Source organism: Gaetbulibacter sp. S0825, from assembly GCF_011777505.1.
Taxonomy (GTDB): domain Bacteria; phylum Bacteroidota; class Bacteroidia; order Flavobacteriales; family Flavobacteriaceae; genus Pontimicrobium.
Genome location: NZ_JAATJT010000001.1, coordinates 1,154,956 through 1,172,122 on the forward strand (window position 1 = coordinate 1,154,956; position 17,167 = coordinate 1,172,122).

General features: G+C 34.7%; 8 protein-coding genes. 5 read left to right on the plus strand and 3 right to left on the minus strand.

Annotated features, from left to right (window positions below):
• Positions 1–6 precede the first annotated feature (6 nt).
• The 5 genes from HB672_RS05275 to HB672_RS05295 all read left to right on the plus strand — a co-directional run bounded on the left by HB672_RS05275 (position 7) and on the right by HB672_RS05295 (position 11,867).
• Positions 7–3,684: an efflux RND transporter permease subunit gene (locus HB672_RS05275; RefSeq protein ID WP_167608871.1), complete on the plus strand. Its 3,678-nt coding sequence runs from the start codon at positions 7–9 to the stop codon at positions 3,682–3,684.
• A gap of 1 nt (position 3,685) precedes the next feature.
• The gene (locus HB672_RS05280; RefSeq protein ID WP_167608874.1) at positions 3,686–4,903 is read left to right on the plus strand and encodes a TolC family protein; all 1,218 of its coding nucleotides are present in this window, start codon (positions 3,686–3,688) and stop codon (positions 4,901–4,903) included.
• An 11-nt stretch (positions 4,904–4,914) separates the two neighbouring features.
• Positions 4,915–6,630 carry an efflux RND transporter periplasmic adaptor subunit gene (locus HB672_RS05285; RefSeq protein WP_167608877.1) on the plus strand — a complete coding sequence of 572 codons (1,716 nt, stop codon included), beginning with the start codon at positions 4,915–4,917 and terminating at the stop codon, positions 6,628–6,630.
• Positions 6,631–6,764: 134 nt separating this feature from the next.
• Positions 6,765–8,495, plus strand: coding sequence for a multicopper oxidase domain-containing protein (locus tag HB672_RS05290; protein ID WP_167608880.1), 1,731 nt, complete (start codon positions 6,765–6,767; stop codon positions 8,493–8,495).
• Positions 8,496–8,735: 240 nt separating this feature from the next.
• A complete protein-coding gene (locus tag HB672_RS05295) occupies positions 8,736–11,867 on the plus strand; it encodes a glycosyl hydrolase (RefSeq protein WP_348272546.1) in 3,132 nt (1,043 codons plus the stop codon).
• A gap of 38 nt (positions 11,868–11,905) precedes the next feature.
• Here HB672_RS05295 and fdhF read toward each other — a convergent pair whose 3' ends face one another.
• The 3 genes from fdhF to fdhD are packed head-to-tail and all read right to left on the minus strand — an operon-like array spanning position 11,906 to position 17,125.
• Positions 11,906–14,635 carry a formate dehydrogenase subunit alpha gene (gene fdhF, locus HB672_RS05300; protein WP_167608884.1) on the minus strand — a complete coding sequence of 910 codons (2,730 nt, stop codon included), beginning with the start codon at positions 14,633–14,635 and terminating at the stop codon, positions 11,906–11,908.
• A gap of 6 nt (positions 14,636–14,641) precedes the next feature.
• Entirely contained in the window at positions 14,642–16,294 is a 1,653-nt protein-coding gene (locus HB672_RS05305) for an NADH-ubiquinone oxidoreductase-F iron-sulfur binding region domain-containing protein (protein ID WP_167608887.1), read from the minus strand.
• A 6-nt stretch (positions 16,295–16,300) separates the two neighbouring features.
• On the minus strand, positions 16,301–17,125 hold the full coding sequence (gene fdhD / locus HB672_RS05310) for a formate dehydrogenase accessory sulfurtransferase FdhD (protein ID WP_167608890.1): 825 nt from the start codon (positions 17,123–17,125) through the stop codon (positions 16,301–16,303).
• Positions 17,126–17,167 lie beyond the last annotated feature (42 nt).

A 17,167-nucleotide genomic window follows, 5' to 3' on the forward strand; every position in this document is an offset into this window, starting at 1 on the left:
TTAAAAATGCTAAACAAAAGCATCAAATTTTTAATAGAAAATAAATTAGTTTCGGTACTTTTTTTAGTACTATTTATTGCTTGGGGAATTACCAATGCACCATTTAATTGGGATACAGGATTTTTACCCAGAAACCCTGTAGCTGTTGATGCTATTCCAGATATTGGTGAAAACCAGCAGATAGTATTTACCAAATGGGATGGTCGATCACCACAAGATATTGAAGACCAAATAACCTACCCTTTAACAACAACTTTATTAGGAATTCCAGGAGTAAAAACTATTCGTAGTTCTTCCATGTTTGGCTTTTCAAGTATCTATATCATTTTCGAAGAAGACATAGAATTTTATTGGAGTAGAAGTCGAATTCTGGAAAAATTAAATTCTTTGCCTGCAGGATTACTTCCGAGTAATGTGCAACCATCTTTAGGGCCAGATGCAACTGGTTTGGGACAAATTTTTTGGTACACTCTTGAAGGTCGTGATGAACAAGGAAACGTTACAGGTGGTTGGGATTTACAAGAGTTAAGAAGTGTTCAGGATTATTATGTTAAATACGGATTATCATCCGCATCAGGAGTGTCAGAAGTGGCATCTATTGGAGGTTATGTAAAAGAATATCAAATAGATGTTAATCCAGATATTTTAAAAGAGTATAACATCTCTTTACAGCAAGTAGTTAATGCCGTTAGAAATACTAACAAGGACATTGGAGCTAAAACCCTTGAAATTAACAAAGCTGAATATTTGGTAAGAGGTTTAGGTTATATAAAATCTATAAGTGATATAGAAAATACCGTAGTGACCTCCGAAAACAATGTGCCAATTTTTATTAAAGATGTGTCAAAAGTGTCTTTAGGTCCAGCCGAAAGAAGAGGAATTCTGGACAAAGAAGGCGCTGAGGTTGTTGGAGGTGTGGTTGTTGCAAGATACGGTGCAAACCCAATGGAAGTGATTACAAATGTCAAGAAGCAAATTCAAGAAATTAGTAAGGGCTTACCAACAAAAGAGTTAAAAGATGGTCGAATATCACAACTTACAATTGTGCCATTTTATGATAGAACAGAGTTGATTCAAGAAACACTTAATACGCTTGATGAAGCACTCACTTTAGAAATATTAATTACTATTCTAGTCATTATTGTGATGGTGTTTAATTTACGAGCCTCAGTGTTAATCTCTGGATTGTTGCCTGTAGCTGTTCTCATGGTGTTTATTGGTATGAAGTTCTTTGGAGTCGATGCTAACATTGTAGCACTGTCAGGTATTGCAATTGCTATTGGTACGATGGTCGATGTTGGTGTTATTCTCTCCGAAAATATTATCAGGCATATTGATGAAGACGAATCAAAAACTCCAGTTAATGAAGTTGTTTATAAGGCAACTAAAGAGGTTTCTGGAGCGATTCTTACAGCAGTAATGACCACGATTATAAGCTTTATTCCTGTGTTTACTATGATTGGAGCCGAAGGAAAACTATTTAGGCCTCTAGCAGCAACAAAAACTATGGCGTTGGTAGCTTCTGTAATTGTTGCACTATTTTTAATACCGCCATTTGCTGCATGGTTGTTTGGTTGGAAGCCACCAAAGAAAAAAATAGGACTTGCGTTAAATATAATTTTAGCTGTATTCGGAATTTTTACTGTTTTCAGTGGTTATACTTTAGGAATCATTCTCATCGCATTTGCTGTGGTTAGTTTCTTAAAATCAAACCAAATAGTAACAACGAAACAAGCTAATACCATTAACATTGCTATTTCGGGTATAGCTATAGTGATGCTATTGAGTGTGTATTGGCGACCTTTAGGTGTAGATTACAGTTTGGTATCTAATGTTATTTTTGTCGGTGTTATTTGCTTTGGCTTGTTAGGTGTTTTTACTGTTTTTAGACAATACTATGTACGTATTTTAACTTGGGCTTTAGCTAATAAAATTCTCTTTTTAAGTATTCCAGCATTAATTGTGTTTTTCGGAATCAATATTTGGAACAATACTGGAAAAGAATTTATGCCATCATTAAACGAAGGGTCTTTTTTATTAATGCCAACATCTTTACCACATTCAGGAGTAGAAGAAAACAAACGTGTGTTACAACAGTTAGATATGGCTGTAGCTACTATTCCTGAAATCAAAACAGTAGTTGGTAAAGCTGGTCGAGTTGAAAGCGCACTCGACCCTGCGCCATTGTCCATGTATGAAAACGTTATAATCTATAAGCCAGAGTATAAACTAAATGAAGAAGGAAAACGCGAGACATTTAAAGTCAATAATGACGGTTTGTTTGAAACCATTTCTGGTGATTTTATTGCTTCAGGAACAAAAATCGAATCAAATGCATTAATTATTAATGATAATGGTAAATATTATCGCAATTGGCGACCACATATTAAGTCCGCTAATGATATTTGGAATGACATTGTAGGAGTAACTAAGTTGCCTGGAGTAACTTCAGCGCCTAAACTACAACCTATTGAAACGCGTTTGGTGATGCTCCAAACTGGCATGCGAGCACCAATGGGAATTAAGGTTAGAGGACAAGATTTAAAGCAAATTGAAGATTTTGGATTGAAACTTGAAAACATTTTAAAGCAAGTTGATGGTGTTAAGAAAGAAGCAGTTTTTGCCGATAGAATTGTTGGGAAACCATATTTGTTAATTGATATTGATAGAGATAAAATTGCACGTTATGGTATCTCGATTGAAGAGGTTCAAACGGTATTGGAAGTAGCCGTTGGAGGAAAAGTACTCACGCAAACGGTTGAAGGTAGAGAGCGTTATGGCGTAAGAGTGCGTTATCCACGTGAACAACGTGATAGCCCAGAAGATTTAGAGAATATTTATATTCCAACATCCAAAGGAAGCCCTATTCCATTAAAAGAGTTGGTTACAATTAAGTACGAAAAAGGCCCTCAAGTAATAAAGAGCGAAGATACATTTTTAGTAGGTTATGTACTTTTTGATAAGGTTACCCAAGAGGCAGAAGTAACCGTTGTTGAAAATGCTCAGAAAGCTATTCAGGGTGCTATTGATAAAGGGGAATTGGTTGTCCCAAAAGGCATTAATTATCAATTCACAGGAACTTATGAAAATCAATTAAGAGCCGAAAAAACATTATCAGTTGTCGTGCCTTTAGCATTGGTAATTATCTTTTTAATACTGTATTTTCAGTTTAGGTCTGTTGCCACATCCTTAATGGTGTTTACAGGTATTGCGGTTGCATTTGCAGGTGGTTTTATTATGATTTGGTTGTATGGTGAATCTTGGTTTTTAAACTTTAATCTTTTTGGATTTAATCTTAGGGAATTGTTCCAAATGAATCCAATAAACTTAAGTGTTGCTGTTTGGGTTGGGTTTATAGCTTTATTTGGTATTGCTACAGATGATGGTGTGGTTATGGCAACCTATTTAACGCAGACCTTCAAAAAGAATGAACCAAAATCAAAAGAAGAGATTAGAGCATCAGTTATTGAAGCAGGAGAAAAGCGAATTAGACCATGTTTAATGACCACAGCTACAACGTTATTGGCGTTGCTGCCTATTTTAACTTCTACTGGTCGTGGTAGTGATATTATGATACCAATGGCAATTCCAAGTTTTGGAGGAATGCTTATTGCTTTAATCACCTTATTTGTTGTCCCAGTGCTATATAGTTGGAGCAAAGAAATTACATTAAAACAGATTTAAAATGAAGACAAAATATATTTGCACAATTGGTTTTACCTTTTTAATCATTAATGTTTGTAGTGCACAAACACTTCAGGATTATTTAAATATAGCTAAGTCTAATAGTTCTGAAATACAAGAGAAACGCCTAGAGTATTTACTGTCTCAAGAAAAAGTAAATGAAACAGGAAGCTTAGAAAATACTTTTGTAAGTGTTGGGCCTTTTTTGTCAACACCAGAAACAAGAGTAGGAGCTCAAATAATTAAGCTTGGAATAGAACAACAATTGCCTTGGTTTGGGGCTTTAAGTGCAGAAAAATCTTATGCAGAAGCTATTTCGGAAACCAAACAGTTTGACGCTAACTTAGCTGAAAGAGAATTGTTATTTCAAGTAAAGTCGCTTTATTATGAGTTGTATCAAAAATATAAAACAGAGAAGATCCTTAAGGATAATAAGCAAATTTTAACCACCTATGAAAATATGGCATTGTCGGCTTTAGAAAATAATAAAGCAACGATGAGCGATGTATTAAAAATTAAGGTTCAAAAAAATGAATTGCACAGTAAAATTTTTAAAAATCTAAACGAAATAGAAGCATTAAATAAAAACTTTAATAGGTTGTTGCAACAAGATTTAGAAACTCAAATCGTAATTCCTGATAGCTTAAGTGTTTTGGATATTCTTATAGAAGATGGTAGTGTTAATAAGCATCCTAGTATATCAAGGCTAGACACTTATAATCAGGTTTATCTCAAAGAGGAAAATCTAATAGAGAAGGATAAACTTCCAAAACTTGTTTTTGGACTGGATTATGTTTTGGTAGAAGAGCGTCAAGATTTAAAATTAAATGATAATGGAAAAGATATCATTATGCCTAAAATAGGTTTAAATATTCCAATTTTCACTAAAGAGTACACCTCAAAAGCAGCACAAATAAAAATTAAGCAAGAAGCATTACTTTCAAGAAAAGAAAACCAGAGAAAGCAACTAGAAATGGCGCTTCAAACGAGTGTCTTGGAGCTAGACAATGCCATTATAAATGTAGTTGCTGCCCAAAAAAATTCAGTTGAAACACAATTAGCCATAGATGTTGATTTAAAAGCTTATGAAACAGGAATTTTAAATTATGACAAAATATTAAACCTTCAATTGCAAAAAATTAAATTCCAATTAATGGAAGTAGAGGGAGTTAAAAACGCATTTATCTCAAAATCTAAAATGGAGTACTTAACAAATTAATAGACAGAAAAATGAAAAATTACATCTCATATATTATAATATTAGTAATCGGTTTATTTTTAGGTTGGTTGCTTTTTGGGACCGCAAATAATGATGAAAATACTCATAATCATGAAGTGGTTTCAGAAACCAATCAAATGTGGACTTGCTCCATGCATCCACAGATTATGCAACAAGAATCTGGTAGTTGCCCTATTTGTGGAATGGATTTAATTCCTGCTGAAATCAATAGTGATGGTTTGCTGGCAAACCAGTTTAAATTAACTGATAATGCTATGGCGTTGGCTAACATTGAAACAACCACAGTTGGGGTTGGAGAGTCAGCAACAAATCAATTAATCTTATCAGGTAAAATTCAAGCAAACGATAAAGCAACAGCTGTGCAAACAGCTCACTTTGGAGGGAGAATTGAGATTTTAAATTTTAAAAGTGAAGGTGAGTTTGTTAATAATGGAACAGTTATCGCTTCTATTTATTCTCCAGAATTAGTGACTGCTCAAAATGAGCTAATAGAAGCTATGGATATTAAAAATGAACAACCTGAGCTATACAAAGCTGTAAGAAACAAATTGAAGTTTTGGAAAATTTCTGAGCAGCAAATAAAGCAAATAGAACTAACCAAAAAAGTGATTACTAACTTTAAAATGTATGCCAATACAAAGGGATATATCGAAACAATTTTTGTAGAAGAAGGTAATCATGTTAAAGAAGGCACACCTTTATTCAAGGTAGCTAATTTAAATACTGTTTGGGCTCAATTAGATGTGTATGAGCAAGATGTGAGAAATTTAAGTATCGGTCAATCTGTGTTAATTAGCTTAAATGCTTTTCCAGATAAAAACATTGAAGGAAAAATTGATTATATAAGTCCAACACTTAATAATAAAACCAGAACAATTTCCGTAAGAGCAACGCTAAAAAATTCTAACGGAAACTTAAAACCTGGTATGCTAATTTCTGCTACCACTAAATTAAAAACTAATGATAAAGGAGCTGTAAGTATACCTAAATCTGCTGTTTTGTGGACAGGAGAACGTTCTATTGTGTATGTAAGGGTACCAAATGATTCACCAGTTTTTGAATTAAGAGAAATCACACTTGGTAACGCAGTTGGAGAAAATTATAAAGTTTTAAGCGGATTGGAACAAGGCGAAGTAATAGTAACTAATGGCGCATTTACAGTTGATGCGGCTGCCCAACTTAATGGAAAGCAATCCATGATGAATACTATAACTTCAGATGCTGATGAGTCATCTAAGATGATCGAGAGGTTGGAAGTGTCAACAACATTTCAAGAACAACTTAAAGCAGTAGTAGAAAGTTACCTCACTTTAAAAGACTATTTAGTAAATGATGATGCTTCTAACACAACAATGCAAGCAAAACTTGTATTAGCTGATTTAGATAAGGTAGATATGACACTTTTAACAAATAATAATGCCCACATGCAATGGATGGGACTTCTAAAAGATATTAAAACCGCTGCAAGTTCTCTTGCTAAAGAAACTGATATTGCTATGCAACGTAATTATTTTAAACCGTTATCGTCAAGCATTACAAAAGCTGTCGAATTATTTGGGATTAATCAAACTGTGTATTTACAATTTTGCCCAATGGCAGATGGTGATAAAGGAGCAAATTGGTTAAGTTTAACCGAAGAAATATTTAACCCTTATTTTGGAGATGCTATGCTAAAATGTGGTAGTGTTGAACAAGTTATTAAATAATTAATGATGCTAATTCGCCAATCAACAATAAAATTTCGCATTTAATCTAATTTATGTTTGTTAATAATTAATTATAATATAAATTCGCAATAGAAGATAAAATAGTCTCCTATATTATTAACCTTTTTTTGCCTATGAAATCACTACTACTAATCTACGTTTTTTGCTTAACCTCTTTTGCAATGGTGTCACAAAACCCAATTGTTATTCCTGGAACTATTGAGTCTACCAATGTAAATTTAACGCTTCAAAATGGGGTTTTTCAATTTTTTCCTGGAGAAAATACTGCTACAATGGGAGTTAATGGTCCCGTTTTAGGTCCCACACTAATAATGAACAATGGTGATAATATGAATATTAATATCACTAATACTTTAGGAGAAGATACGACTATTCATTGGCATGGTATGCATGTGTCTGCAGCAAATGATGGAGGACCTCATACAGTAATTGGTGCTGGACAAACTTGGAACCCGCAATTTGAAGTAAAAGATAAAGCAAGTACTTATTGGTATCATCCACATCTTTTAAACCACACAGACGAACATGCTAGTAAGGGAATCTCAGGCTTTATTATTGTTAGAGATACCGAGGAAGCTGCTTTAAGTTTACCTAGAACCTATGGTATTGATGATTTTCCATTAGCAGTACAAACAAAATCTTTTGATGGCTCTTATCAAATAAAAGCTAGTGTAAATGATGATACAACCTTAATGGTAAATGCAACTATAAACGGACAATTAGATGTCCCTGCACAAGTAGTGCGTTTGCGTTTGTTAAATGGATCTTCACAACGTACATTCAATTTTGGATTAACCGCAAATAGAACATTTCACCTTATAGGAACAGATGGAGGTTTGTTAAATGCTCCTGTTGCATTAACAAGATTACCTTTATCTCCAGGGGCTAGAGCAGAAATATTAGTTGATTTTACTGCTCTACAAGGGCAAACAATTAATTTGATGAGTTATGCTTCTGAATTGGCAAACGGTAACTATGGCGCTACATATCCAGGAAATTCACCGTCTAAACCACTTGATGGTTACAACCCGAATGCGTTAAATGGTGCAGATTTCAATATTTTGCAAATGGATGTTGTTGCTCAAACAGCAAGCCCAATAACAACGATTCCTGCGACCTTAGCAAATGATGTGCCTTTGGCTGAAGTGACAGCTGACGAAACAAGGTCTTTTACGTTTGAACCATTAACACCTGGGCAACAGCAATTAAATGGCGACTTTTCTATAAACAATGTTACAATGGATATGAACGTGATTAATGTTACTGTACCCTTAAACAATACAGAAATTTGGACTTTTCAGAATAATTCAGCAATAGCACATCCATTTCACATGCACGATGTTCAATTTTATATTTTAGATATTAACGGAAGTCCACCACCTTCATATTTACAAGGAAGAAAGGACACATTCATGGTGCCAACAGGTTCAACTGCAAGAATCATCACTAAATTTGAGGATCATTTTGATGATACCATACCATATATGTATCACTGCCACATGTTAAAACATGAGGATGCGCTTGCTGGAATGATGGGACAGTTTGTAGTGGTAGACCAAACAGCTGGATTAGACGATTTGGAGCTGTCTAAAGATGCGCTTCTATATCCAAATCCATCAAAAGGATCGTATATGACGGTTAAATTGCAAAAACCATCTGAGACAATTAAGGCCTATTCAATTGTTAATCAATTAGGACAAATAGTAAGATATCATAAAGTTCATGAAAATGAAATTAGTAATATGTATTCTTTTCCAATTTTTGAATTGGCACAAGGACAGTATTTTATAAAGGTATTTACAGAAGATAGAATTATAACAAAAAAGTTTACAAAAAATCATTAAACAACTTTAGATTTCCTTTCACAAGCTCTTTTTTTAAGCTATGATGGAGTGAGTGGAATTAATTAAAATTGATTATTTAGCAAGTAAAGCCTCATCTTTCGATGAGGCTTTTATATGAGTTAACCAAGCGTCATATGGCTCTTATTTTTTATGTAGTTGCTTTTAATTTTGATGAAGTTTACTTAGGTTTTGTATTTAAATATTTAAGTATATTTGGTTACAACCTAATTTAAGCTAATCATGATGAAAAAATCACTATTCTTTATTGCCTTATTTTTTATTTTCTCATCTTTAATTGCCCAAGAAGCAAATAAATATTTTGAACCAATAAAGTATAGAAATATAGGGCCTTTTCGGGGAGGTCGTTCCACAGGCTCAACTGGAGTGGTTGGAGATCCATTGACCTATTATATGGGAACCACTGGAGGAGGTTTATGGAAAACAGAAGATGCTGGACAAAGCTGGCATAATATTTCAGATGGATTCTTTAAAACAGGCTCAGTAGGAGCAGTAGCTGTCTCAGAATCCAATACTAATATAGTTTATGTTGGGATGGGAGAACATGCTATAAGAGGTGTTATGACATCTTATGGAGATGGTGTGTATAAATCGACTGATGCAGGGAAAACATGGACGCATCTAGGACTAAAAGAGACACAGCAAATTTCTAGAATAGTCATTCATCCAACTAATCCAGATATTATATATGTTGCAGCACAAGGTGCTATTAATGGATCGACTAAAGAGCGAGGTGTCTATAAATCAATAGATGGCGGGAAAACATGGAAAAACGTACTCTATGTGAATGATATGACTGGAGCAGCTGAACTCTCTATGGATATGAATTATCCAGAAGTGTTATATGCAGCGATGTGGCATCATAAGCGTGAGCCTTGGGTTGTAATTAGTGGAGGCGAAGGTAGTGGTTTATATAAGTCAACTGATGGAGGTGAAACATGGAAGAAAATTCATAAAGGGCTTCCAGATGAAAAAGGAAAAATGGCTATTGCTGTTAGTAGAGCAAATTCGAATAAAGTATATGCCTTAATTGAGAGTGACACTAATAAAGATTTAGGAGGGTTATTCGTTTCAAATAATGCTGGAGATAGTTGGTCACGTGTTAGTGATGATAATAGACTAACGCAACGTGCTTGGTATTATATAGAAGTGTTTGCAGATCCTAATGATGAGAATACAGTCTACGTGCTAAGTGCCCCAAACTTACGTTCTATTGATGGAGGGAAAACATGGGAACGCTTAGGTGGTACTCATGGTGACTATCATGATTTATGGATAAATCCCAATAATTCTAAAAACTTGGTCATTTCTAATGATGGAGGAGCAGCAATATCTTTTAATTATGGTGAGTCATGGTCTACACAAGCAAACATGCCTACTGCACAGATTTATAGAATTAATACTGATAATATGTTTCCTTATAACATTTACGGAGGGCAACAAGATAATTCATCAGTAAAAATGAAGAGCATGTCGCTTGGTGGATGGAGTATTTCGCATTCAGATTGGGAAAGTTCAGCTGGAGGCGAAAGTGCATTTGCGGCATTTGATCCTGATAATCCTCGTTACGTCATGGGAGGTGTTTATTTGGGTTATATCGAATTATTGGATACAGAATCAAAAGGGTCTATCAATATTATGGCTAAGCCAAATCAGTGGCTTGGTAGAGAAGCTCGTGATATGGAATATTTGTTCAATTGGAATGCTCCAATTATACATTCTATACATGAAAAAGGGACATATTTTCATTGTGCAAATAAAGTATTGAAAACTACCGACATGGGTAAATCATGGACAGAGTTCTCACCTGACTTAACAAGAAACATAGATGAAAAACAAGGCAATGGAGGTGCTCCTTATACCAATGAAGCGGTTGGTGCAGAAAATTATGGAACCATTGCTTATATTATAGAATCACCACATGAAAAAGGTGTTTATTGGACAGGAAGCGACGATGGTTTTGTTCATATAACAAGAGATAATGGAGTTTCTTGGCAGAATGTAACACCAAAAGGACTTGGCGAAACTTTGGTTAATGCAATTGATGTGTCACCTCATGATCCAGCGACTGCTTATGTAGCAACAACTAAGTATAAATTTAATGATTATACTCCAGCGTTGTATAAAACTACAGATTACGGTAAAACATGGAAAAATATAAGTTCCGGTATTCCTTATGGAGCATATACAAGAGTTGTTCGAGAAGATCAAACAAGAAAAGATTTATTGTACGCTGGAACTGAAGCAGGTGTTTACGTGTCATGGAATGGTGGTCAATCATGGGAAAGTATGCAACTTAATTTACCAATAACACCGATTACAGATTTAAAAGTCCACCAAGGTGATTTAATTGTGTCTACTTCAGGAAGAGGATTTTGGATTTTGGATGATTTAGGCTTGTTGAATCAATTTAAAACCAATTCAGAAGCTGTAAAATTATATACTCCTGAGCCAGCTTTAGACGGAGCTTGGGGAAGCCAACTTAATAGCAATAGTTCTGATGGAACAGATACTTTTGAAGGTGTTAATCCAGCTAATGGGGTTATTGTTTATTACGAATTACCAAAACTTGAAGATGATACAGAAGTTACTTTAGAGATTCGAAATAGTAAGAATGAAGTTGTAAATACTATTAGCTCGGAAAGAGATCCAAAGTATAGACGTTGGGATGGTGGACCACCACCAGCTGCAACACTTTCTAAAAAAGAAGGGCTAAATCGTTTTGTTTGGGATATGCGCTATCCAATCATGTCTGGAATTCCTGACACATACATTGAAGCCAGTTTTAGAGGGCATCGTACTCCTCCAGGAACTTATAAACTAACACTAAAGGCTGGAGAAAAAGTTGTTTCAACAGATGCTGTTATAAAGGAAAATCCAATTTATGAAACTAAACCTGGTCAGTACGAAGAGTACGATAGTTTTATGAAAGCTATGGAATCCAATTTAACCGAGATGCACTATATGGTTAATGTGTTGTTTAAAGCCAAGAATCAAATTAAAGATGTTGTTTCTGGATTAGATTCAGATAAGCATAAAGATTTAATTGAAAAAGGAAAAAACCTGATTAAAGATTTAACTGCTTGGGATGAAGATATGATTCAACGTAAATCTAAGGCATATGATGATGTTGAAAATTTCCCTAACAAATTTACAGCAGAATATATTTTCTTAATCAATCAGACAGAAAGCAGCATTCCGAGAGTTAATGATCAAAATAAAAAAAGAAAAGCTGAATTGGATGCTCAATGGAATACTTTAAAAAATAAAAGTAATAATTTTATTAATTCTGAAATCCCAAACTTTAATAAGCAATTATGGGAAGCTGGAATAGGAGCTATAAAAATGAACTAAAATAATAAAGCCTCATCGAAAGATGAGGCTTTTAACTTCTATACAAGTTCTTTTTTGTATTTCCCTTTACTTTTCCTAATTCTAACTGCTACTACCTTATATTCAGGACACATAGCTTCAGAGTCATGAACATCGCCAGTAATGTTGTTAATCATTATTTCTGGAAAATGAAACGTAGTACTTAGAATACCTTCTTTTACTTCATCTGTAATTCGAGCTTTTACATCTACTTTCCCACGAGGCGATTCTAAACACACATAATCACCTTCATTAATTAAATGATTTTTTGCATCATTTGGATGAATCATCAAATAATCATCCTGAAGTATTTGCTCATTAGCTGTCCTACGAGTCATAGCACCACAATTGTAATGTTCTAATTCGCGATTAGTTGTTAAAATATATGGGTAATCTTTGGCATGTTCTGTCAACTCAACTGTTTCTTTCCAAGCTTTAAATTCAAAAAGACCTTTGCCACGTTTAAAATCTACAGTATGTAAGATTTGTGTGTCAGTTCCATCAGGAGTAACTGGCCATTGTAACCCATTAATACCTAATCGCTCCCATTTAATTCCAGCAAAGAAAGGTACAATTTGAGAAATCTCTTCTAACATTCCATCTGGCGTATAATCAGGTTGAGGATAGCCCATTCGGTTCATAATATCTACAATAATTTGACCATCTGGTTTTGTTCCAGGAATTGGTTCTACGACTTGACGAACTGCTTGTACACGACGTTCACCATTGGTAAATGTTCCTGATTTTTCTAAGAAAGAAGCTCCAGGTAAAATCACATCAGCATATTTAGCCGTTTCTGTCATAAATAATTCCTGAACAATCACTAAATCTGTTGCTTCTAAAGCTTTTATTACTTTTTGGGTATTTGGATCGGTTTGCACCACATCTTCACCAATAATCCAGATAGCTTTTAGTTTGCCATCTAAAGCAGCATCAAACATTTCTGGAATTTTATAACCTATATGTTTTGGTACTTCAACACCATAAAACTCGTTGTATTTTTTATTGACTTCGTCATTGGTCACATCTAAGTATCCTGCTCCTTGATGAGGTTGAACTCCCATATCTGCAGAGCCTTGTACATTGTTTTGGCCTCGTAATGGATTTACACCAACACCACGACGACCTATATTTCCAGTCATTAGCGCTAAATCTGCAATTTGCATCACTGTGAATGTTCCTTGTGAATGCTCAGTTACTCCTAAACCATGGAATGACATGGCATTTGGAGCAGATGCGTAAGCCATTGCAGCAGCTCTGACTTCTTCTCTGGTAACACCAGAAATTTGTTCAATATGGTCTAAGTCAATAGAAAGTAATTCCTTTTTAAAGTCTTCATAACCTTCAGTTCTATTTTGAATAAATGCATCATCTACAAGACCTTCGGTAACTATATAATACATCATCATATTTAGTACAGCAACATTTGTTCCAGGCCTTAATGCAATATGATGTGTGGCATAGCGAGCTAACTCGGTACGTCTCGGATCTAATACTATAGACACATTATCCGACTTCATAGCAAACTGTTTTAGCTTTGCTCCTGTTACAGGATGTGCATCAGTTGGATTAGCTCCAATAACCATGATACAGTTGGTGTCTTTTAAATCGTCTATAGAATTGGTTGCAGCTCCTGTTCCGTAAGTGCGTTGCATTCCTAAAGCAGTAGGAGAGTGACACACACGAGCACAACCATCAATATTATTAGTGTTTAATACAGCTCTGAAAAACTTCTGCATTAAATAATTCTCTTCATTAGTACAACGAGAAGACGATATTCCAGCCATAGAATCTGGACCAAATTCTTCTTTAAATCCAGTTAATTTGTTAGCGATATAATCATAAACTTCATCCCAGCTTACTTTTTCAAACTCACCATTTCTTTTAATCATTGGTGAATTTAATCGTTCTGGATGATCGTAAAATTTAAAAGCGTAGCGACCTTTTAGGCACGTATGTCCTTGATTAACTTCAGCATCATATGGAGCTTGAATGCTTAATATTTCACCATTACTTGTAGATACCTCTAGGTTACATCCAACACCACAATAGGTACAAATGGTTCTCGTGGTATCTGTTGCTTGAATGGCTTTAGATTGGAATACATCAGAAATGGCTGAAGTTGGGCACGCTTGAGAACAAGCACCACAACTCACACAGTCGGAATCCATAAATGAATCGTCTAAGCCTTTGATGATTTTTGAGTCAAATCCTCTTCCTGACATGCTTAATACAAACTCACCTTGCACTTCATCACAAGCTCTCACACAGCGATAACAGTTAATACATTTTGACAAATCTGAAGTCATATAAGGATGACTCAAATCTTTCATTCTATATAAATGGTTGTCCCCTTCTGGATAACGTACATCACGAATACCAACTTGAGCTGCTACAGTTTGGAGTTCGCAATTACCATTTACTTCACAGGTTAAACAATCCAAAGGATGGTCAGTTAATACCAATTCCACAATGTTTTTGCGCAATGCTTTAACAGCTTCAGTACTTGTGTAAATATATTGTCCTTCTGCAACAGGAGTGTGGCAAGAAGCCATTGTTTTAACAGGCCCATTCGCTTCTAAAGCTACTTCAACACTACACACACGACAAGATCCAAAAGGGTCTAAATTTGGTGCATCACAAAGTGTTGGAACTAAGTTTTTGTCCTTATAGCGACGAATATAGGAAAGGATAGTTTCTCCTTCTTCAATTTCAAATGCTCTGTTATCTATATATGCTGTTTTACTCATAGTCTTCTAGTTGAAATATTGTCTTAATTCATCATCAAAATATTGCAAGGCATTACGAACTGGTAGCGGAATTCCACCACCATGTGCACATAAAGATCCTTGTTCAAGTGTTGTCAATAAATCTGTAAATAGTTTTTTGTCTATTTTATAATCTGATGTCAGGGCTTTTTCTGCTAATTCCTGACCACGTTTTGTTCCTAATCTACAAGGGAAACATTTTCCGCAACTTTCATAAGCAGCAAAATCAAATAAATGTTCAATAAATTTCATAATTGGATAATCACTAGGTACAGACACCACAGAAGCATGACCTAATAAGAACCCTTCTTTTGAGAATGATTCAAAGTCAATTGTTAAATCGTCTATTTTTGAAACTGGGACTAAACCACCTAGCGGCCCTCCAATTTGAACTGCTTTCACATCTGACTTAAAACCACCACCAAGTTCGTTAACAACAGTAGATAATGGTGTTCCCATCTCTACTTCATACATTCCAGGATTATTAAAAAAACTGTCTAATGATACTAGTTTAGTTCCTGAAGAACGTTCTGTACCAATGTCTTTCCAGGCTTGTCCACCATTAGAAATGATATAGTGTAATGCAGCTAATGTTTCTACATTATTTACTGTAGTCGGTTTGTTGAACAATCCTTTTTGTGCTGGGAAAGGAGGTCGAACTCTTACTTCTGGGCGTTGTCCTTCAATTGAGTTTATAAGTGCCGTTTCTTCACCGCAGATGTAAGAGCCTTGAGCCTGAATAATTTTAAAATCGAAACTAAAATCTGAACCATTAATGTTCTCGCCAATTAGATTGTTAGATTTTAAATCATCAATTGCTTTTTGAACAATTGAAACAGCTTCTGGATATTCTGCACGAATGTAAAGAATACCATATTTTGCATGAGTCACATAACCAGATATCAACATTCCGAACAATACAGAATGTGGTTGATGTTCTAATAGATATCTATCGGAATATGCTCCAGGATCACCTTCATCTGCATTACAAATAATGAATTTTGTTTCGTTTTCTACGTTTCTGCAAAATTGTAATTTTAATCCCATAGGGAAACCTGCACCACCACGACCACGAACATTAGAAGTTTTTATTTCCTCCAATACATCAGCTGAATCTTTTTTAAGAGCCTCTAAAAATGGTTGATAGTAATCAGTGATATTACTAAAAGGAGCGGTTAGAATTTCTTTGCCACTGGCTTTTATATTGTAGGTGTCTTGATTTAAATTGGACTCAGAATCAATAATTGAATTCAAATTCGATATTGCGTCACCTGAATAGTTTTTTCCATCATAATGAAAAGCAGAGTTTTCGTGGCAACGACCTAAGCAAGTCATGTGTCCTATTTCGTCAGCTTCGAATGAATCTTTTAACGAATCTATTACTTTATCTTGAGTTCCTGCGCAAACACATGCAGTTCCGTTGCAAACATATACTTTTTTGCCTTTGTTTTCAGGCTTTAAAAAATCATAGAAACTTGCGGTACCAAAAGCATTAGCTTTTCCAACAAGAAACTCATCAGCTAATTTTGCCATGACTTCCTCACTTGGAGTGCCTTCTGGTTTTGCTAATTTCCCTAATTTATCAAAGAGATTGTCTTTGATGCCTTTTCTTCCTAATAATTCACTTAAATTATCTGACATATATTTTTAACTCGCTTTTGTATTAGTTGATTGTATTTTGGTTCGTTGAGGGTTGGAATAACAGGTTGCTCTTTGGTCTCTACAAAAAGCAAAAAGAGTAATTCCTAATTCTTTAGCATAATCGACTGCTAGTGATGAAGGTGCAGAAACCGCAGCTAAAAAAGGGATTCTTGCTTTAAAACATTTAATGACTATTTCATAAGAAATCCTGCCACTCACTGTCATGATTTTAGCATCGTTTAATTCTTGATTATTAATCAGTTTTCCAACTATTTTATCAACGGCATTATGCCGTCCAATATCTTCCATAGCACACAGTAATTTTCCATTCAAAGTAAACGCAGCAGCAGCATGTGTGCCACCAGATTCTCTAAAATCATATTGAAAATTATTCATCTTATTAAATAAACTATGAATAAGTCCAATATCTATTTTGTTATTATCGTCAATAGTTTTTCCAATAAATGCTAAATCGCTAAGCTCTGTTTTTCCACAAATGCCACATGAGGAAACCGACAATAAACTTCTACTATTTGAATAACCTTCGCCTAATTCTTTCTCAGGAATATTCACATTAACAATCGTTACAATACCATTGTCATTTTCTTTTTTAAGAGATATTTCGGGGATAAAATCTACATTGTTTATAACACCTTCTGCATGAAGTAAACCACGAACAAGCTCAATATCGTTTCCAGGTGTACGCATAGAAACTGTGAACGGTTTGTTATTGATGTTTATTTGCAAGGCTTCTTCAATTGTTAATGCATCAACAATTTTGTCGATGGTACTATTATTAAATTTTTTTCCTTGATAGTTTCGAGTAGCCATTGTATTATGGTTAAATCAACGGTCAATTTACATAAAGTTGAG